This window comes from Thermodesulfobacteriota bacterium (assembly GCA_040754335.1).
Lineage (GTDB): Bacteria > Desulfobacterota_D > UBA1144 > Nemesobacterales > UBA2774 > 2-12-FULL-53-21.
This window is the reverse complement of the sequence record JBFMCV010000005.1, coordinates 302,502-324,445: the sequence shown is the minus strand read 5'-3', so window position 1 is coordinate 324,445 and position 21,944 is coordinate 302,502. Positions and strand designations below refer to the sequence as shown.

At 51.4% G+C, this 21,944-nt stretch carries 10 protein-coding genes; 3 read left to right on the top strand and 7 right to left on the bottom strand.

The genetic code is table 11. The features are described from left to right. Nucleotides 1-94 precede the first annotated feature (94 nt). Nucleotides 95-1,690: a Na/Pi symporter gene (locus AB1598_12390; GenBank protein ID MEW6145805.1), complete on the top strand. Its 1,596-nt coding sequence runs from the start codon at nt 95-97 to the stop codon at nt 1,688-1,690. A gap of 73 nt (nt 1,691-1,763) precedes the next feature. On the opposite strand, the gene AB1598_12385 is transcribed toward AB1598_12390, so the two are convergent. The 5 genes from AB1598_12385 to AB1598_12365 all read right to left on the bottom strand — a co-directional run bounded on the left by AB1598_12385 (nt 1,764) and on the right by AB1598_12365 (nt 8,453). Beyond that, entirely contained in the window at nt 1,764-3,035 is a 1,272-nt protein-coding gene (locus AB1598_12385; protein MEW6145804.1) for a hypothetical protein, read from the bottom strand. 356 nt (nt 3,036-3,391) lie between these two features. Further along, entirely contained in the window at nt 3,392-3,949 is a 558-nt protein-coding gene (locus AB1598_12380; protein MEW6145803.1) for a hypothetical protein, read from the bottom strand. A 28-nt stretch (nt 3,950-3,977) separates the two neighbouring features. Then, nucleotides 3,978-5,372, bottom strand: a complete 1,395-nt coding sequence (locus tag AB1598_12375) for a glycosyltransferase family 39 protein (protein MEW6145802.1) — start codon at nt 5,370-5,372, stop codon at nt 3,978-3,980. Nucleotides 5,373-5,555: 183 nt separating this feature from the next. Next, complete coding sequence (locus AB1598_12370; GenBank protein MEW6145801.1) at nt 5,556-6,950, bottom strand: glycosyltransferase family 39 protein; 1,395 nt, start codon at nt 6,948-6,950, stop codon at nt 5,556-5,558. Nucleotides 6,951-7,022: 72 nt separating this feature from the next. After that, a complete protein-coding gene (locus AB1598_12365; GenBank protein MEW6145800.1) occupies nt 7,023-8,453 on the bottom strand; it encodes an FAD-dependent oxidoreductase in 1,431 nt (476 codons plus the stop codon). Nucleotides 8,454-8,795: 342 nt separating this feature from the next. On the opposite strand from AB1598_12365, the gene AB1598_12360 reads away from it, so the two are divergent. Together AB1598_12360 and AB1598_12355 are read left to right on the top strand one after the other, a co-directional pair. Then, nucleotides 8,796-9,908, top strand: a complete 1,113-nt coding sequence (locus tag AB1598_12360; GenBank protein MEW6145799.1) for a hypothetical protein — start codon at nt 8,796-8,798, stop codon at nt 9,906-9,908. A gap of 426 nt (nt 9,909-10,334) precedes the next feature. Further along, entirely contained in the window at nt 10,335-10,970 is a 636-nt protein-coding gene (locus AB1598_12355) for a hypothetical protein (GenBank protein ID MEW6145798.1), read from the top strand. Nucleotides 10,971-11,093: 123 nt separating this feature from the next. On the opposite strand, the gene AB1598_12350 is transcribed toward AB1598_12355, so the two are convergent. Continuing rightward, nucleotides 11,094-15,989: a pentapeptide repeat-containing protein gene (locus AB1598_12350; GenBank protein ID MEW6145797.1), complete on the bottom strand. Its 4,896-nt coding sequence runs from the start codon at nt 15,987-15,989 to the stop codon at nt 11,094-11,096. Nucleotides 15,990-16,238: 249 nt separating this feature from the next. Beyond that, nucleotides 16,239-21,881 carry a pentapeptide repeat-containing protein gene (locus AB1598_12345; protein MEW6145796.1) on the bottom strand — a complete coding sequence of 1,881 codons (5,643 nt, stop codon included), beginning with the start codon at nt 21,879-21,881 and terminating at the stop codon, nt 16,239-16,241. Nucleotides 21,882-21,944 lie beyond the last annotated feature (63 nt).

Here is a 21,944-nt window from a genome sequence, read left to right as displayed (position 1 = left end):
TTCAGCTCGCGGCGTACTAATTTCAACCTCATGCGGCGAACTTGTTGACATATGTACCGCAGACGATTTATAAATTAATCAGAGCACATTATTCATGGACAAGCTCCTGATATTTCTCAACATCGCGGGCGGCATCGGCCTTTTTCTACTGGGCATGATAGTGCTCACCGACGGGCTCCGCGCGCTTGCCGGGAGCGCGATGCGGTCAGCATTGATGCGTTTTACGAAGAGTCCCCTGACCGGGGCGCTCACAGGCGCGGTAAGCACAGCGATTCTTCAGGCGTCGGGCGTGACCACGGTCGCCGCTGTAGGTTTCGTAGGCGCCGGTCTCATAACCTTCCCGGAGGCCCTCGGAATAATATTCGGGGCCAATATCGGCACCACGCTCAAAGGGTGGGTCATCGCGGTTCTGGGATTCAAGCTCAGCCTCGGGAACGTGTTTTTGCCTATCGTATTCATAGGAGCTGTTCTACGCCTTTTTTCAAAAGGACGCCTGGCCGATATAGGGTATGCAATCGCGGGATTCGGACTGGTCTTCGTAGGTCTTACCTTCATGCAGGGGTCCATGGGCGAGCTGCGGGGTTTCGTTTCATTTGAAAATCTGCCCGCCGATACCCTCCCGGGCCGGTTGCTGTTAGTCGCGCTGGGACTGGTATTCACAGTCATAACGCAATCATCGAGCGTCAGTGTCGCCGCGGCCCTGACCGCATTATACGCGGATTTAATCAATTTCAATCAGGCTGCAGCCCTTGTAATCGGGATGGATCTGGGCACGACCTCCACGGCGGCTCTGGCGACGATCGGCGGCTCGGTAGGAGTTAAGAGGACGGGTTTTTCCCATGTTATATTCAACATTTTAACGGCAGTCCTGGCCTTACTCCTGATAAATCCATTCGCCTTGACATGGAATTATTTCTCACTGGGCGAGCTGAACAGCAACGCGGAGATCGCTCTCGTCGCGTTTCACACGTGCTTCAATATACTGGGCGTGATCATAATACTGCCTTTCACGAACCGATTCGCCCGGTTCATGGAAAAGCTTATTCCCGAAAGAGCATCCGTTTATACACAAAAGCTGGACAGTGCTGTATTGGAAGATGCGGACCTTGCGCTTAACGCCGCTCAGTCCGCCATAAGCACGCTGTCCACGGCGCTCTTCCTGCACGTTAATGCCATTCTGGGCGATAAGGAAAGGGGCAAAAGGGCGGACCTCGAGGAGCTCCAGACCGCGCTCAACGATACCCACGCCTTCCTCGACCGTATTAAACCCGGTTCTACCGAGGGAGCGGAATGGGAAAGGCTGCTGAATATGTTTCACACGCTCGACCACCTGCAGCGGCTTCACGAAAGGTGCGAAGAGGACGAGGACCGCGCCGTAACCGCGAGAGACACCCCGGAGCTCGCGGAAGAATGCAGCCTGCTCATAAGCTGCGTAAGAAGCATCGTTGACGATATCGAAGACAATAACTGGCTCCAGGCTGCGGAGAAAGCGAACGACGCCTCTTCAAAAATCCACCTCAAAGTCAGACCGTACAGAAGGAGCGTGATGGCCGGGATCGCAAGGGGAACTTACGACGTCTATCTCGGCACGGGTAAGCTCGAAGCGGTCAGGTGGCTGAGGCGTGTGAGCAGACACGTTGCGAGGATAACTGAGCACGTCCAATTGGCTGTCTTAGCCAGCGGGAAATAATCCGGCAGCCGACTTCGGGAATCTATGAATCTATACCCGCCGGAATCACAATTGTGCCTTACGCGCCGAATAATCAACCATCCTTCCTCACATAGCGATAAACATCGACGCTGTAGCCGTCGTTTTCTACCGTGATAGTCTCCTTAAGGTCGTACATGCGTGATAATCTGGCTCTCTCGTTTGCGTTAACGTTGTCCCTGTCGTAATTAGGATAGGAAATAAAATAAAATTCCCGGGGAGCATTGTCAGCGGTAATTTCATCGGAGAACATGAATGGAAGAGATCTGACCTCTTCCCCATGTATGGACCGATGACCTGACCCGGTGTCAAAAGCGCTGAAATCAGGCAGCCATGTGAATTCCCGCGCGATGGCGAAAATTCCTGCCCACCCCACTCTTCTGAATATCTTTTCCGTTATGTAATGGAATTGAGTGAACTCGAAATTATAGACGAGCTGGTCCTTTCCGAAGCCGTGCTTGAGCTCGTCGTATCTCGCCATTTGAAGCATTTCATGTGATCCGAATTGAAACGTGCCCATGATCTTTTTCGATACCGGATCGACAGTCCTGAAAGACGACGCCGTCAATAACACGAGCATCATGGCCAGTGCAACCGTAATAAGCAACTGTTTCCGCAGAACGTTTATGAGCGAACCGCCGAGCAGGATTATCAGTATCGGAAGAACAGGCAGCATGTACCGCGGGTTGTTTACGAACGGGATGCGGGTGAGGAAATAAATAATAATTATGAACAACAGGTAAAAATACACGCCTTCGTACCCGCTGTTAAAAACCGGCCTTATGCCGACCTTATTTTTCAGCGATTTTAAATACAGAGCGCCCAGGGTAATTACGTTAACCAGAATGAATGCCGTAATTATCCAATTGAAGTTTATAATCAGCAATGATACGAGCTGAGCCAGGATTATATTGTCCGGCAAATAAAACTGAAACATCTTCATGATACCTTCCGTCCAGGAATGGCCGATTTGTGTTTCCGGGACAAAGACCATATAAAGAGCAAAGAGCGGAATAGGCAGAATCAGAACGCTTATTTTCTTGAAGAGCTTGGTTTTATCTTTGAGCAGTGAGGGATCGTTTAATACCATAAGAAGAATAAATAGAAATACACTTACGCCGTAGAGCATGAATCCGGATTCCTTGGTGAAGACGAGCGGTATGCCCACTGCTGTTGCATATAAAAACCTTTTCTTAAACAGGCAAAGTAGGAGTATCACCAAATAAATCGGGAGCGTAAAATCGAGAGACGGCTGTATCACGTGGACTAAAAAGACCGGATTAAGCCCGAAGCAGAATGTAAGCAAGGTGAGATTGACAGGGGACAAGCGGCTGCCGAAAAGGTTTCGCAATAAGGACCTAAAACATATCAGCCCCAGAATCCCGAACAGTAAATTCAATGTATAGATGAGCCGAAAATTTCCGAGATCTATCCATTGCGTGAGGCTGAAAATAAGTGTGTGCAGAAATGCGCTGTGCCTGTGGCAATCCAGTGACCCCTCTGTCACCGCCTGCATGTAACAGCGGGAAAACTGCCATCCGTCCCAAACCGGGACATAGGAAAAATACAATATGGGGATCCCCGCGAAGACGACAAGCAGCAGCCAGAAAAGCTTATCCGTGCACCGAATATAATTTAAAAGAGCGCGATATAGAGATTTATTCCGCTCATCCATTATGCGTGCTAACCGTTCGGGAAATATTCCTTGTAATCACTTCTTTCGCGAAGACCGAGTGAGCGGAGAAGAAATATATAGACCTTCGCGATCCTTTTCCCCTTTTCCGTCAATACCACCGTTCCGTTAAAATCCTCGATAATATCCTCTCTCCTGCATTCGTTTATTCGCTTCTCGATAAAACCCAGAGAGTCGAAACGAAGATTCAGTTCCTCCAGCCCGTATGCGGTCCCGGCCCTGCCATAAAGGAATACCAGCAGCTGACATGCCAATGACCGGTCCGCGGTAGCCGGCCCCAAAAACGTATAGAGGCCGCAGGCGAATACTGCAGCCGCTCCGCTCCCCGCAGCCGAAACGGCGTATGATTGGGGAGTGGAAAACAGGCCGGAGACAAGAAAATAGCTCAGGATTGTTACCGATGATACGCTCAGAACGACGGCAACTGCCGATGAGCATAGAATGTTGATTTCCGCAAAAATCCTCAGAATTACGATTTGCAGAAGACAGAATAATAGTATCTGGAATAGAAAAAGAGATGAAAACAAAGCAAGGTCATTCAGAATCACAATATAACCTCCATGCCGTCAGCGGGCATCAATCCACTCTTATATAAAGGTCAGGATATCTGTCCGACTTCTTGTATTTTTTCCTTATCCTTACGTCATTGAAACTGTATATCCCGAAATCAGAAATAACTTTCGGATTCCGCGCGGCGACCGAATCGTAGACGTTATATTGATATGGCTCAACCTGCCTGTAGGCATCGAGACACGAGGGATCCTCCATACAGAACCAGACAAAATCAATATCGTCGCGAAATACGTTGAATTCTACATTGCCGTCGTAAACCTTGTCGTCCTTGTCCGTTATTGATAACACATACTCAATCTTGGCCAACTGCTGACGCTGCCGAGACCCATCCATATTGAAAAGAGCGAAATTGTGCATATACGACACAGGGAAATATATGGCTCCAATCAGAAAGACGAGTCTTATCAGCCTGCTGTTGGAACTGGAATAAAGAGCGTAGCTCGCAATTATGGCAATCGGGGGAATCGAGAGCAAAAAATATTGTCTCCAGAGGTTGTTAAATACGATTACGGTCAAGAGCATCAGCAAGACCGACAGAGCTGCGAACCTCCCGCACTTACCCGTCCTCATCAATATTATCAGACCTATCAGGTAAAAAACGCATGTTATTGTATTCTCTCTTGAAAATGCGACAAGAGTATGAACCTTGCCGAAGACCTGCGGGATGTAATAATTCACGAGCCAGTTCATCACGATATATTGCTCGAACGTGCCGCTCAGCAGCAGGTAGATGTAATACGGCGAAACCGCTATGAGGAACGTCCCCGCATAAATAACAGCGTGCCGGTATCCGATACGCTTCTTATATAAGTCGAACAATAGCAGCGCGCCGATGGCGACGATTAGAACGATGCTTTTTTGCAGAAAGAGAAAAGAGACGGCCAGGAATACCGAGCTCGCTATAAGACTCTTGAGAGACTTCTTATCGTAGTACGAAAACAGGAAATATATCGACAGAAGTCCGGCAAGAGCCTGAGGGACATCGGGCCTGATCTCTATAGTTTTCATATAGAACGTAATTACCGTGGAAGTCAGTATCATGCTTAAGACGCCGACCTCGGCGCTCTTGAACACCCTGACGGATATAAGATAGGTTGCAGCCAGAATCCCCGCGGTGAGCAATAACATGACATAGCGACTTGCGAATATGGAATCGACGGTTTCCCCATATGTACGGATGACCGCCGCAATTATGTAATCGTAGAACGGGTGGTGGTGCTGAAAGAAGTCAATATAGATTTTCTGTCCCTGAACGATCTTCCATCCCGTGTGCAGGTGCTCGATCTCGTCCTGGTCATACTCCCTGTTATACGAATAGAAAAATATGGAGACCAGTATCCCCAAAAACAATACCCATAGAAGAACTGTCCAGACTATATCATTATGATTCTTTAGCATTTAGATTGTAGTTACAATGCTAACCGTGACTTCACTTTCTGCCAAAACATGATGATGAACTCCGCATGCCGGTCGGTTATTCAATTCAACAAGGCCGGTTCCGGGGCGAAAAGTAAGGTTAAGACATTTTTCTCTTCCGTTCCAACCACGTGGATATCAATTCTTTCAGCGACTCTCATCGACCTAATCCACTCTTATTAACAAATCCGGATACCTCTCCGACACTTTATAGTTATTCTTGATTCTTACGTCATCGAGACTGCCAATTTCGTAAGTCGATATGACTTTAGGCTTCTTTGCAACGATCGAATCATAGACGTTATATTTGTAACCCGTTACTTTCTTATACGCATCGAGACAGGACGAATGCTCCATGCAAAACCAGAAATAATCGATGTCGTCACGAAATACATTAAATATGACATTGCCGTCATAAACTTTGTCGTTTTCGTCGGTTATCGACAACACATATTCAATTTTAGCCAGCTGATCTCTCTGACCCCGTCTATCCAATCTGAAAAATCCATAATTGTGAGTGTAGATTAGAGGTATATATATTGCCCCTATTACAACGATTAGCCTGAACAGCCTTCTGTCAAAAACCGAATAAAGCGCGTAGCTCGCGATAATACAGAAGGGGAGCACTGCAAGCACCAGGTACTGCCTCAAGATGTTATGAAACAAAATTGATGGGATGATCATCAGAAGGAGCGAAAGCGCAGCAAATCTCCTTTCCATGCCCAACCCGAACATCGTTATCACGCCTATCAGGTAAAGGACCAACGTAATGGTGTTCTCTCTCGCGATTACAAGATAGATATCCAGCATTCCTGAACCCTCATGAAGATGATAGTTGACTAACCAGTTTGTCACAAAATATTGCTCAAAAGTACCGCTCAGCAAGACATATATGTAATACGGCGATATCGATATTATAAAGACCGCCGCGTATAGGGCTGCATGCCGGTAGGTAACGTACTTTTTGAATACGTCGTAAAGCAGCAGTGCGCCGATAGCAATAATTAAAACAATGCTTTTTTGCAGAAAAAGAAAAGAGACTGCCAGGAATACCGAACTGGCTATAAGACTCTTGAGAGACTTTCTATCATAGTAGACAAATAAAAAATATATTGATAAAAGTCCCGCCAGTACTTGCGGAACGTCGGGCCTGATCTCGATCGATTTCATATAAAACGTAATGTCAGTCGAGGTCAATATCAAACTGATGATTCCCACTTCGGAATTCTTGAATATTCTGAGAGACAACAGATAGGTCGTAATCAAAATACAAGCAGTGAACAATAACATGAAATAACGACTAACGAATATGGACTCGACGGTGGCCCCGAAAGTACGGATAATTGGTGTAATCAAGTAATCGAAGAACGGATGATGGTGCTGAAAGAAATCGACAAATATTTCCTGACCCTGAGCGATTTTCCATGCAGTATGTAAATGCTCTATTTCATCCGGATCAAATTCCCGATTATACGAATAGAAAAAAATAGAGACGAGGATTCCCGCAAATATCCCCCATAACAAGACCCGCCACAGCACGTCCTCAGTATCTTTTTTCATCAGAATTTTGAGATGCGATGAATATCTTTGCAAAACGCCGTTTCTGGACATGATGTTGTGATTTATGCCCGCTCATTTATTCAATTCGACGAGGCCGGTCTCCGTGATCAAAGCGGACTCCTGATATTCGTAATCTGTGTTCGTGGCCCATAGATTATTTTCCGCACCGTTAACTATGTTTTCTGCTGCCAGGATGCCCATCAATATGCTGTGGTCCTGGTTATTATACTTAAACGCACCGTACCGTCCGATCACGGTCAGCCCCTTCATTCCGTCAAGGTACTTCTCAATCGGTTTCAGAAGTTTTTTGTACCCTTTCATGTATACCGGATAGCATCTGTTTATTCGGTGCACATAACCCTCGCTCGTATCTCCGGCCCTCGCGAGCCCCGTGTCGTTTATCTCCTTCATTCCCAATTCGATCAGCTTATTATCGTCCCATGACCAGAATGCGTCCGATTCATCGCACCAGTATTCGAGCGCCAGTATCGAGTTGCTTGACGCTCCGTATAAACGGGGCGACCAGTTCCTGAAATTTGTGATCCTCCCCACCTTCATCTGCGGCGAATGGACATAAACCCAGTTGTCGGGGAATAGATTATCGTTCCGGACATTCAGATAGACCAGTATTGTATTCCTGAACTTGAGGGCTTTCGCGGAAGCAATCGCCTCCGTATCCGCACCATGCAAACCGAGAACGAGCAGCGGCAGCGGCATAGTAGAGACGATTTTATCATAATTCTCCGTCCTGCCGTCCATAAGCTCGATGCCCTTAACTTCCCGTGCCGTATTGATAACCCTTTTGATTGGCGCCTTCAGGTAGATATTCCCGCCTTTCTCCGAGACATAAGCCGCCATCCGCTCATAGACCATTCCCGTACCTTCCACGGGGTAAGCGAACCTGTCTACGAGCGTCTTATGCTTACCCGACTTATCGGTCGAGACCGCGGCCTTGAGCGCCTCGAAAAGCGAAAACTTTTTAATCCTCTGTACGGCGAAATCGGCGTCGAGCTCGCTGCAGGGTATACCCCATAGCTTCTCGCTGTAAGTTTTAAAAAAAATCTCGAACAGTCTCCTGCCGAACCTCCTGACAACCCAGTTCTCGAACGTCTCCTCACCCCCGCTCTCCGTAGGGGCAGCTTTCTGCCGCATGTAGCTTAATAAACAAAGAGACATCTCGGCAGCCCCGAGCTTCGTGACGACGTCTACCGCCTGAAGGGGGTAGCGGTAGAACCGGTTATTGTACAAGATCCTCGTCAATCGGTCGACCATCAGATAGTCCCTGCCCACTACCTCGAGCCAGAGCCTGTTTACGCGGGGGTCTTTGCTGAAAAAACGGTGTGGTCCAAGATCGACACGCTGATCCCACAGGTCAAACGACCTCGCAAGCCCGCCGACGTGACCGCTCGCCTCGTACACGTCTGTTTTTATACCCGCCTTAGCCAGCTGATACGCACATGAGAGACCAGCGGGACCCGCGCCTATGACACCGACCTTCATCATATTTAAGCTCTAGTGTGTGTTGATCCCTCTGGCGGCAATCCCACCGGAATCACTAATGATAATAAAATAATTTAATTGATTTGAAAGCCGGTCTAAAAAATAGCGCATTCCAGTCCGTGCTGCGGCAGTCCCGAAATAAATTGAGGCATGGGTCGGGTGCGCCCGGTCCCGGAACGGCATCCGGCCCCGGAATCTGTATAAAGCGCCGGCTGGATATGATAATATCGTAGGCTGGACCATATGAGCTCCCCGGCCGGTGCTTCATTTACAAAACGGTTGTCCGTAATTCAGCGGCGGTGCCGTCATCCGCGAGCGCCGTTATTCAGAATCGCATTTGTTTTGATGTCCATACTTGCGGTAACGAGACTGGGATATCAGTTCTGGCGCCTCCTGCTCGACCATAATTGGAACGGAGCGATCGATCTCAGAATCATCTATGAAAGCGTCGACCAATGGTTCAAAGGAGAGGCGCTCTTTGAGATCATACACCTTCCCGCGACCTACGCGATAATCTGGCCGCTCACGGGATGGCTCTCCTTCGAATCGACGAGATGGCTTTGGGCGGCTTTATATGCAGTCTCAATTGTGTGGCTCTTTCGAATAGTGTCAGCAGAAACCGGTATCGAGAAAAGGGAAGAGAGAATATTCGCTGCTCTATTTATCCTGTCAATCTACCCGACAGGAATAACGATCGGGAACGGTCAGGTCATCCTCTTTCTCCTTCCGTGCATCCTAACGGCTGTGTTGATGGAGAGCGAGCGTGAAATCAGCATAATCAAGGACGTCATTCTCTCCTTGCTTTTCCTTTTTGCCTCACTCAAGATCACCGTTACAGCGCCGTTCTTTCTGATAGCGCTCATTACCCAAAGAGCTATCCGCCCTTTAGCTATTGCAGCCTGCGGTTATTCAGTTCTGACCTACGTTGCAATATCGTACAGAGACGAGGGCCTTGTTCAGACGCTTCAAATCTGGCTTCATGATTGTTCCGCCGTGGCGGCACGGGGTGGATATGCGAACATCCACATCTGGCTCATTACCCTTGGCCTCGAACGATTAATATTCCCTGCCTCATTCGTCCTCATCGCAGCGTTCTCACTCTGGTTATTCAAATTCCGGAAAATTGACATCTGGATTCAGCTCGGGGTCGCTGCTATTGTCGCTCGTCTCTGGACTTATCACCGCCTGTACGACGACCTGTTGATTATCGTTCCGATGATTGCAATCTTCAGAATAGTAAGAACTGATAAACTTTCTCCGAATGAGAGTCTCGCAGCCGACCTCCTGCTCCTTATCTCCTGGCTGGCCCTACTCTCTCCCGGGTCCTTCCTCCAGCTCCCTTTTCCTCTCGGGACACCTTTCAGAACCGGCCAGGCGTTTATCTGGCTATCGATGCTGGCATTCCTTCTTTACTACTCCTATAAAACAGAGAGGACAGGACCCGTCTTCAAGAGCTGATATCCACAGGAAAGTCCTGCCTGACCCGCGTCGATAATGCCGACTATCATATATTTACCGCTTACTCCGGCCAAACATTCCGAAATCGGCATCCCACGAATCTATTGTTATGAAACATGTATGGTTTATTGGAATACATACCCGCACTCCTGACCTTTATCCGCTGATGAATTCGATAATATTCTATGCGCCGCCCTCATTGACTCGCTCGATAAGAAAAAATATTATATCGTCCAAACACGAAATCTATCGGCATCTTATAAATTATGGCTTTCAACATTAGCTCCTCGACTCTTTCCCGTCTCTCCGCTATCGAAGCATGGTCGGCTAGGAACCGCAAGAGAATTCTCAATGCGTTGTTGTGGTCAATGGGTATTCTTGCCGTGTCGAGGCTCTCTTACGAGATATGGCGGCTCGTGTTTGTACTTGAGAAAAACGGAGGCGCCCTTTTTCCTCATAATACTTATTTCCCAAAGAGCTTTCAGGGTAATAATATCTGTTGCCGCCGCATATATCTTTCTCACATTCCTGGCGCTCTCGTTCCGTGACATGGATATTATTCAATACTCGTCCCGCTGGGTCGAAGTTAATTCAATTATCATCACCAGAGGCGGTTACGCCAACATCCATCACTTTCTAGGCCCCTTCGGCATGAAATACCTGCTGCTCCCTTCCTCGCTGATATTGATGGCCGCTTCGGGAATATGGGTTTATAAATACCGTAAAACGGATATATGGATCCAGCTAGGCGTCATAGCCATAATCGCGCGGTTATGGACCTACCACAGGCTCTATGACGACCTGCTGATATTAATCCCTATTGTTGCGGTATTCAGGTTGTTAAGAAGCGGAGGGCTTTCAGAAAACCAGAGAAGAGCAGCGGTCTTGATTTTAATCCTCTCCTGCCTCGGGCTACTTTCACCTGCCTTCTTTCTCCAGCTCCAGCCCCCGCTCGGGACACTATTCAGGACCGGCCAAGCGGTTATCTGGCTATCGATGCTCGCTTTCCTTCTTTACTACTCTTATAAAGCAAGTAAGGCAGGGCGATCCGAGACTGTTTGAATACAAAGCTACGAGCCGGACAATAGCCTCGCTTGCACAGGATTATTTTAACAGGAGTGTACGTCCCAAAGAGTGCCGCCGGCCCTCTCGGACCGGCAGCAGACTATTCAGATCACTTAAACATTACAACTGTGTCGTCGGACATACCGGAGAAGTGCAGAACTCAGGTTTCGGCGGATTCGAGTCCTGACAGCTCCCGGCTACGTTCTGTCCCACCGGGCTGAAGTTAACATTCCAGTCTGGGTTATCGGGGAAGCAGCACGGCGCCGGAGGGGCAATAGGCTCGGCCGGGGGATCATTCTTCAGATTGACCGCAAACCCGTAGCAGCCGCCCTCGGGGCAGTCGACCGCTCTCACAGCCCAGCTGCATATATTGTTCTTATTATCCCCGAGCGACTTTGTGCATTCAGCGTAGAGCTCGGGGTTGCTCGTCTTCAGCTTATCAGAACATCCGCACGAGCCCGTAGCGGCGGAACCGGTCCACGTGCAGAAAGTCTCCGGCTGGCACCTGTCCTTCCTGGCGTTATCGAACTGCGTCTTGAAGTCACTGAAATCCACCGTAACTTCCAGGATGCCCGTCGACGGGTCGTCTTTATACCATTTTCTCGTCCATTTAGCCGGCCAGCTTATAGAATTAACGTCGAGCGGACGGCTCTTTTTAAGGGGGGACTGTATTCCGCTTACGTCTTTCTCAGGATCGAACCCGTTCCCGACATAAATCTGGTAAGTCTGCTTCGTGTTAGCCTTGGCGAATATGAAGAGTACGTAATAAGTTTCACCGCCCTTAAATACGTTCACGGAAGGCTTCTGAAGAGGCGCTAGATTCAGACCCGCCCTCTGGTTCGCATCTGAAACCGTAGTATCAATGTAATAAACGCCGTGGTTTGCCGTGAGGTTGCTCCTCTGGAAAAAGTTCATTCCCATCATGCGTATCTCGGCGCCTTTCGTGTTGCTTGCTTCGTCTTTGGTAAGTAACTGCCTGTAAAGCGGGACGCCGTAGCAGAAAGAGCTCCCGCAGTCGCTGTTCCAGAACGCGTTACTGTCATCGCACGTATTATTCGGAATATCCGCGCAATTACTGGTATCGGCGCATGGTTTCTTGTCCACTTTACATACACCGCCGCAGTTCTTTTTCGCCACACAGTCCGGATATATGACCGTCGTTACATAGTCATAAGGACTGGTTTTGGCCGTCTCCTCCGACTGACATTCGAGCGTTTCAGTCGGAGCGTTAAAAAACGGGTCCTCATTTACGGATATCGTGTTCTTAAGCCCGGTCAGCGAGCCGTCGTCGTCGTTGAGTATGGTCTGCCTGTCGATAGCAGAGAAATTGCCGAACGATCCCCCGAAACCTTCGGAGTTGTTAAGTGTGAAGGTACAGTAATTCTGTTTTGTGCGCTCGTCGTCAGACTGGAATGCGAACTTGCCCGGCTGAAACAGCGGCTCTATAACGAAATGGCGTATATCGACGTTGTTCCGGAAATAGAGGTTCGCAGAGTGGAATGCCGGAGGGTAGTAAAAGCCGTTCGGCTGTTTCCATGCGATCGCTGCGTTCGGCAGATAGCACTGATTTTTCTTCTTATCATAAGGCATAAGCGGAACCCTTCCGTACATCGACTTACTTGCCGAGCAGCTACCTTGCCCAACCGTGCAATCGTCTATAAACGTCTTTTTGATGTCGAAAAAGGCATTCGAGTCTTCGAAACTCGGGCCGTCGTATATATTGAACAAACGCTGGTTGTTCGCGAAATTTGCGAGGGGGAAGCTTATTCCCTCATCCTTGAGTAGGCAATAACTATTGACTACGACGCCGTTGGTTTGGTCCGCGCATTTAAGATTCGTACCCTTATTGACAGGTCCCGCGGCCGACGCGAGTGGATTATTGGGCTGAGTCTGACCTATAAATACATTCTGCCTAGCTAGCTGCCACTGTCCGGGGAAGAAATTCGATTCCGTATAGTCGCCGCCGGTCACGAATGTCAGGCCCGCGCTCTGTACGTCCGATATCACGCTGTTTATGACGAGATACCACCGCGGGCGGAGCCATATTGCCGAAAAATTCGTCTCGGCCCAGTGAAACGCAGTAGTAAGCCGGTCTATAACAGCGACCACGCAATTTTTTCGGTCTCCCGATGTACAGACGGGCGCATTAGAACAGTCAGTCTGGTCGCATTTCGTAGGATTATGCGAACCGTTAACCTTGGGATAATATCTTTCCCCCTCCCCCGGCTTAGGCGCAGGTGAAATGTTTCCTACGGTAACAGGCTCGAGGGTCGGGAACGTGCCTCCAATACCGCCGACGCCGAGACACGGGCTTATATCCTGTATGGAATTAAAGGCGTTCATCGCCGAAGAGCAGTAATTGCCCTTGAAATTCTTGAGCGGTGTGAGTCCCGCCCTGCCCAGATTACTTTGCTGCGAGGCGTAGGACTCCCATTTCTGGTCCTGCGACATGCCGCTTATAGCTCCCGGCAGCCACCAGTAACAGATGCCGCATGCGTTCGCCCCCGCGGCCATGTTGTATTCGAAGTCATTCCATCCGTTCATTATCCAGAACACTGCTGGCTGCGCGTAATCACTGTGGTAGGGGACGGCAACCGTGTCCTGCTTTCCAAAAGGTACGTCGGCAACTGCGTACGCCAGAATTCCGGGCACCTGGCGCGGGTTCTGTACGTTGTTGAGCGCAGCCCGGGCGAAGATACCTATGTTCGAATATAACTTGTTATCCGTCTCCGTGCCGTCCTCGAGATAATATCCGTGCCCTATGGACTTCCAGCCCACGTTCCTCGCGGCGGTCACGTTCTGCGTGCCGTGGAACGTAATCCACCTGGTCATAGACTCGTTTATTGAAGAATCTTTAACGAACGTAGTAGGAGGCGCTTTGCGGAGCAGGTGCAAATGGACCGGGTAGCGTCCCTTCCGCCCTCCCTGGCCCAGTTGGTAAAACTCGACCCCCTGTATCTGTACGAGCTTAATGCCCTGCCTTAACATGGTATGGCCGCCGTAAAATCCCGTCGGGAAGCAGTCGAACTTGCACTTCCTGCCGGATTCAGCCGGGATACTGTCTCCCGCGGACACTATGCGTATGCTGCGGGAGAGGAGCGCGACAGCGGCCCTGGTCTCGGCAAGCGCCTTCCCGTTGTCGACCCCGCCGTTGGCTAGTTTGATATTGAGACTCAGGCGCTTAAGATCGTCACTCTGAAAGTTGAAGTCAGTATCCGGGTAAGTATCCCCGTTATGCACCCACCTGAGACCGCACTTGTCTACATTGGGATTATCGGTGACACAGCCCGCGGGCGGCATATTCGTCGCGGGGTCGACAATAGTTATCCTGAGCTTTCTCGGTCCCTCTTTCTTTACGATCTGAAGCTCCTCGGAATGCCCGGGAAGGTAGTCCGTAGTGGTGACCACTATGCGGTCCCCCACTTCCCAATCCACGTCGCGGTCGAGAAAGATTAGTGTTTTGGATGCGTCTTTGTCGTTCTTTAGCCTCACCCAGCTAGTGCCCGAGTCGTAATTTGGAATGTTGTCCCCGTATTTAGCACCCTTCTTGCCGTATAGCTTCAAAGTCCCGCCGTAGGATACAGCTAATACTTTTCTGCCGAAGAAACCCGTTTCGCCCTGCGTATTATCGTGCTGAGTATACTGGTAGAAATAATCCGAAATGTTACCCGGCGGCAGGGTGACTTTTGATCCACCGTTTGAGGTCCACACATTCTTGTCTATGCCGCACGGCGGATCATTTGTATTCTGCTTGGGAGTCCTGCATTCAATGCCCGTCTTGTCGCTGTCGCCCCCGTAGAGGTGTATCGTTAGGACGCTCTTATTTTTCCCGAACGGCGCCTGCGTGGTTCCCGCCGATATAGTTCCGTTGTTCTCGACCAGTATAGACTTGGCCCAGAAATGCGTCTCTCCGCCCCCGTCCACGAAATTGAGCACGCCGTTTTGTATAACGTTTACGTTCTGATAAAGGTATACTCCAGCCGACACATCGCATTTAGCAGATATAAGGAGGTCCTTCGTTCCGTCCCCCGGCGCGAGCTTACCCTCGGAACATGTGTCTGTTGGAGCGGCCTCCAGCTCCTCGCTCAGTGAGACAATATCTTCACCGGCGTCGGCGCCCGTATCAGCGGATTTGGTTTGTAAGACGCCCGTAAGGTTTGCATTACCGAAATTAGCCCCCGTCACATCCGCGCCCTCCATGTTGGCCGCGGTGAGGTCCGCGTCTGAGAGGTCCGAGTTTATAAGCACCGCGTTCGTGAGATCTGCACCCGCAAGTGTTGCACCCTTGAGCTTAGCCCCCGTCAGGTCAGCGTTCCTGAGCTCCGCCCCCTTTAAGTTAGCCCCTGAGAGATTCGCATTAGCCAATATCGCGTCATTAAGCTTCGCCCCCTCAAGGTCCACTCCGCTGAGATCGGCATTGTAAAGGTTCGCCCCAGAAAGATCACACCCCACGCACCTGTCCGTATCGAGAAAGGTTGATATATTCTCGAGCGTCTCGTCCGACGCAGTGCTGAGAGTAGATTTGTTGTTCTCGGGCACTATGAACACGGCCACGTTCTTCTCCGTCTCCTCGTCGTGGAACACCCTCATCTCGTAATCCCCGGCCTCCACCGTCCCCGTAGCGCATTCCCCGTTCGCATTAACTTGAAGAACCTCAACGCCCTCGTCGTCTACCAGCACCATGTAATGCCCCGCACCCTTGTTCCGGTCGTCCCAGCAGAACGTCTGCTCCATCGGCGCCGTATATCTATACGGGATTATGTCGTAACCCTTACCCCCGGTGTCTTTCTCGAGAACGCTGCAGTCCTGGGATTCCAGAAGCACAGCCACTATGTCCTCCCCGGGCAGGGCTACAAGTCCGGGGTCCGTAACGAAGTCGTTCTCTGTCCGAACGCTCAGAGAATCGGAGCTCCCCTTTACGGGCTTGTTGAACCTGGTCGGTCCTAAGATTAATAAAATCGCTGTTACCGGAATTATGAAAATAATGAGAGGGAAGTATTTCCTTATCCTCGTCACGGCTGAATATCCTCCTTCAAGGTATTGCCCCAATTATAGAAACATCCAACTCCATGATAATTTTAACGCTTCTTGTATTTATATATCAAAAGAACATAAAAAACCAAAAGACTACTGTTTATATCGATTGATTAACCCGGTAACCGGTTTACCGCAGGGAGGAGTTTCGAACAGGGTGTCGTTACGACACGCGACACCCCGCTCGAAGCAATGCTGTAAGGACGATTGAGTGCAGACGAATTTGTCGTACTAACTCCTCATCTTCCTGCGTACAAGGATGCTTGCGGGTATGAGAGAATACGCGAGCAGGAGTCCGGCGAGGCTTCCTTTGCCGCTACCGGTTCCGGCGATCGCGCAGTTCCCGCCTCCGTCATCTTCAACACCCCCTCCGTCGTGCACGGCGTCGAGGTGGTCGAAAATCCCGTCACCGTCCGAATCGATTAAACCGCACGGGGCGCCCGTAGCGGGATGAACGCTGTCCGGAAGTCCGTCACTGTTCGAATCACCGGAATTATCGTGCTCACCGTCCCCGTCCGCATCCACACAGCCCGCAGTTTCATTCGTGTCTGTAACGCCGTCCCCGTCCGAATCCGTATCCAGGAAGTCCGGTATATCGTCCCCGTCCGTGTCGTGGAGCGGCAGGAGAGCGCCGCCCGTTTCGGGATCGTGCGCGTCGTGGTGGCCGTCCCCGTCCGTATCAATATGGTTGTCCGCAAGTCCGTCCCTGTTCGCATCGTTGTTCCCGCCCGCTTCGAAGTGGTCGGGGATGCCGTCCCCGTCCGAATCAAGGTCGAACTCGTTCGGTATCCCGTCCCCGTCGGGGTCGTTGAGTATCGTCAGGCGCGTCGAGCTCAATACGTTTGTAGCGCTCGATGACGATTCCATGCTGTTAGGAATGCCGTCGTTATCACCGTCGGAATCAACGTCGTCCCCAACTCCGTCGTTGTCCTTATCAGCGCCTGGGGGAGGAGGCGGGGGCGGAGGTGGAGGCTCGGTCGGAGGCGGAGGTGGAGGCGGAACACCCGGCGAGCAGAACTTGGGATTGTCTATCGGCGTAGTCGAGCACGAGCCCGCGACTTCAACAGACGCGCGCGTCAGGCTTATATTCCAGGGAGCCTCGTTCGGGAAGCACACAGGCTTTGGGCGGTGTCCCGTGGGTTGGAGGATATTCCCCTTATTGTCCGCGACGAAACCCGGATTCGGGAGTTTGAACGAGAAACCGAGGCACCCGCCCTTGGGACAGTCTATATCCTTTCCCGCCCACTTGCCGCATATATTGCCCGCCTGGCAAGCCGCAAGCTGGTCACTCGGGAGCGAGGTCGAGCATCCGCATGTATCCCCGGTCAGGGTGCAGAAGCTCGCCGGCTGGCAGAAATCTTTCTTTGTGTCTGCGAATTCCGTAGCGAACGAGCTCATATCGACAGTGACGGTCAGTATGCCAGTATTGCTGTCGTAATTCTTCGTCCACCCGACGCTGCCCCAGTCGGCCGGTCCTGCAGGGAACATGATCGGAAAACCGGCAATGTTGGCACGTACGATGTTGACATCGGTGTCAAGGTTAAGCCCTGTGCCCACGTATATCTGGTATGTCTGCTTCGTGCTCGGCTTGGCGTAGAGGAAGAACACATAGTATGTATCCCCCGGCTTAAACACGTTCAGGTTCTGCGCGGTCTTTCTCTGCTCGGCCTCCGAAACCGTCGTATCAATGTAATAAACGCCGTCGTTGAGCGTCATCATGCTCCTCTGATAGAGATCCATCCCGGCCATTCGGATTCCCGTTGTGGACAAATCAGGATTGTCCGCTGACGTCAAGAGCTGCCTCTCCAGAGGGACACCGTAGCAGGATGCGTTAGTACATGGCCTTGACCAGTAAGAAACATTGAGATTACACGCATTGAGGCCAAAGTCGCACGTATTGTCCGGATTACTCAAATTGCAATCGTTGTTAGTGGAGCATGACTTGTGGTCGATCTTGCAAACCCCGCCGCAGTTGCTGTTATCGAGGCACGGCTTCTGGTCGATGGCGCACTTTGCGCCGCAGTCCTTGTTCCCCACACAACCCGGATAAATAATGGTAGATAGGTACTCGTACGGACTCGTTTTTGCGGTGTTGAAGGACTCGCACTCAGTTGCTTCAATCGGTGCGTTAAAGAAGGGGTCGAGGTTCACTGAAATAGTTTCACCCTTGGCGGGAACAGGGGGACTCAATAGTCCGGTGAGCGACCCGTCGTCGTCGTTTAGCACGGTCTGCCTGTCGACACTGCTGAAGTTTCCGAACATATTGCTTGCTGGAAACGTGCAGTAATCCGTTTTGACTTTATCCTCATTCGTTGTATATGTACCGGCATCCCAAAGAGGCTCAAGCACATAATGTCGTATGTCCACATTGTGGAAATAAAGCTTCTCCGAATGGAAAGCAGGGGGATAGAAAAATCCGTTCGGCTGTTTCCATCCTATAGCCGCGTTCGGCAGGACACACGCGTTCTTCGTCTTGTTTACAGGTACTCCTATAACCCGCGTATACATCCATGCAGGCATGCCGATTCCCGGTCCGAACTGGGGACAATTGCCCGGCTGGCACACCGGGTTGAGATTTGTTTCCGTTATGTCGAGGTACGCGTTCGTGTCCTGGTAATTGGGGCCGTCGTATATGTTGTAGAAACGCTGATTCACGCCGAAATTGTCGATCGGCATGCTTATACCCTCCGCTGCCGACCTGCAGTGGTTGGCATCGCCGTTGTCGCAGACAAGGCCGGAAATCTTCATGTCTGTGCTCTTGAGCGGGTTGAACGGCCCTGCGTTCGAAGAGAGAGGGTTATCGGTCTGTGTATGTCCTACGAAGACGGATTTCGTCGCAAGCTGCCAGAGACCCGGGATTACGCTCGCAAGCGTATAGTCCCCTCCGGTAACGAAGCCGAGCCCGCCGTTCTGCACGTCTGAGAGGAAGCTATTTATATAGAGGTACCACTGCGGACGGAGCCATATCGCGGCGAAATTCTGCTGAGGCCAGTGGAAGGACGAAGTGTACCTGTCGAGTACAGTGACCATGCACTTGCTCCGGTCGCCGGTGCTGCACCTGTTCGGTATCGCCGTCGGGCCGCAGTCAGTGCCGTCGCACCTGGTGGCGAAGCGTCCGCCTCCGGGGTCGACCTTCGGGTAATAGGTTTCCATGTTTTTATCCCCTGCCGGCGTCTCGGCCAGCGGGTTGGTAAGCGGAGTGAAGCTGCTCACGCCTATGCATGAATCAGTGGCTCCCACGGTATTGAAGGACATCATTGCCGACGTGCAGTAGTTGCCTACGAACGATTTAAGAGGCGTCATCCCTGCCCTGCCGAAATTTTCCTCGTACGTCTTCATGTCTACCGTCTTGACCGGGCCGCTCTGCATCGAGGCGTAGGATTCCCACTTCATGCCCTGCGAAGCGCCGCTGTTGGCGCCGGAAAGGAGCCAGTAGCACACGCCGCACCCGGTTGCGCCCGCGGCCATGTTATATTCGAAATCGTTCCACCCGTTCATGATCCAGAAAACGGTTGGATTGTAGATATCCGAATTATAAGGAACCAGCGGAGCGCCGGGGTTCCCGCTCCAGGCGAGTATGCCCGGCACCTGGCGCGGGTTCTGAGGGTTGTTTACCGCCGCGCGCGCAAGTATGCCTATATTCGAATAGAGCTTGTTGTTTATCTCCGTGCCGTCCTCGAGATAAAAACCGTGGCCTATGGACATGAAACCCACGTTTCTCGCGAGCGTAACGCCCTGGGTCGCATGTATGGTGATAAACCGGGTCATCGAATCCCATATGGAGGAGTCCTTCACGAAAGTGCCGTCCGGAACTTGCCTCGCTATGTGGAAGTGGACCGGATAGTGTCCGAGCCTCCCGCCCTGCCCGAGCTGGTAAAACTCGACGCCCTGTATCTTGACCTCTTTAGCCCCTTGTCTCACGCTCGTGTGGCCCCCGAAGTGATAGGTCGCGGGGGAGCTGCTGAGGCAGTCGTATTCACACGTGGGGTTCGCGGCGTTGAAAGTGTCGCCCCCCGAAACTATGCGTATGCTGCGCGACAGCAGCGCAACTGCAGCCCTTGTCTCGGCGGCCGGCTGGCCGTTGACCTTGATGTTTATTCCGTATGAAGTAGGTATCGCGGTCAGGGGGTAAGTGACGCCGTGGTGCCTGTACTTCAGCCCGCCGGGTATTTCCGCGCCCGTGAACGGGTTTATGACCTTGAAATTAAACGTCGTACTGCTGACTGGCGGCGCTATTATTTCGAGGACCTCGGAATGCGCGGGGAGATAGTCGGTCGTAGTGATCACGATCCTGTCCCCGACTCCCCAATCGACGGGACGGTCGACCGTAAGCTGCGTGGCTCCGACGTTGACCGTGCCGTTTAGACGCACCCAGCTCATTCCGGAATCGGAAGGCGAGGGAGCTGTATCGGGATAAAGTGCCCCCTTCTTTCCGAACAATCTCAAAGTCCCGCCGTAAGAGACCGCGAGAGTCTTGTACCCGAAGTAGCCATGAGTATCGCCCGAGTCAACAGGCAGGTGATGGTACTGGTAGAAGAAGTCGGATACCGGACCGGGCAGGCTCTGCTTGCTCGTATGGTCGTTGTTCCATATGTTGGTATCCACGCCGCACATGTCGCCCGTTTTGCAGAGAACGCCTTTTCCGCCGTTGCCCTGGTCCTCGCCGTATAAATGAATCGTCAGTTTACCGCCGGCTGCGCCGATAGGAGTTGTTACAGAACCCGCAATTAGGCTCCCGTTATTTTCCACAAGTATGTTGTAAGCCCAGAAATGAATTACGGCGTCCTCGAAAGTGAGCGAGCCGCCGTTATATATATGAACGTTGCGGTAGTGGTAAGTCCCCGCGCCGACCGTGCACGGGCCCGTGACATCGAGGTCCTCCCCCGTTCCGGCGGCTATTGCACCAGTAGTGCAGGTGACGGTTGAAACCATGTCCTCGTGGACCCTCGGTTTAATCTCTTCACCCGTGTCAATATTATTTCGTACTATCCCTGTCGTAACCGCCCCTGAAAGTTGAGCGTCCGTGACGTTAGCCCCCGTTACGTCCGCGCCCTCCATGTTGGCCGCGGTGAGGTCCGCGTCCGAAAGGTCCGAGTTTATTAGAACCGCGTTCGTGAGGTCCGCTCCTGCAAGCGCCGCCCCCTTCAGCTTAGCCCCCGTCAGGTCAGCGTTCTTAAGCTCAGCCCCTTTCAGGTTTGCTCCGCTCAGATCCGCATTAGCCAATATCGCGTCATTAAGCTTCGCCCCCTCAAGGTCCACTCCGCTGAGATCGGCATTGTAAAGGTTCGCCCCAGAAAGATCACACCCCACGCACCTGTCCGTATCGAGAAAGGTTGATATATTCTCGAGCGTCTCGTCCGACGCAGTGCTGAGAGTAGATTTGTTGTTCTCGGGCACTATGAACACGGCCACGTTCTTCTCCGTCTCCTCGTCGTGGAACACCCTCATCTCGTAATCCCCGGCCTCCACCGTCCCCGTAGCGCATTCCCCGTTCGCATTAACTTGAAGAACCTCAACGCCCTCGTCGTCTACCAGCACCATGTAATGCCCCGCACCCTTGTTCCGGTCGTCCCAGCAGAACGTCTGCTCCATCGGCGCCGTATATCTATACGGGATTATGTCGTAACCCTTACCCCCGGTGTCTTTCTCGAGAACGCTGCAGTCCTGGGATTCCAGAAGCACAGCCACTATGTCCTCCCCGGGCAGGGCTACAAGTCCGGGGTCCGTAACGAAGTCGTTCTCTGTCCGAACGCTCAGAGAATCGGAGCTCCCCTTTACGGGCTTGTTGAACCTGGTCGGTCCTAAGATTAATAAAATCGCTGTTACCGGAATTATGAAAATAATGAGAGGGAAGTATTTCCTTATCCTCGTCACGGCTGAAAATCCTCCTTCTGAGTAGTGTTCTCTAAATTAAGAAATCCACGCCTTTTGAAAATT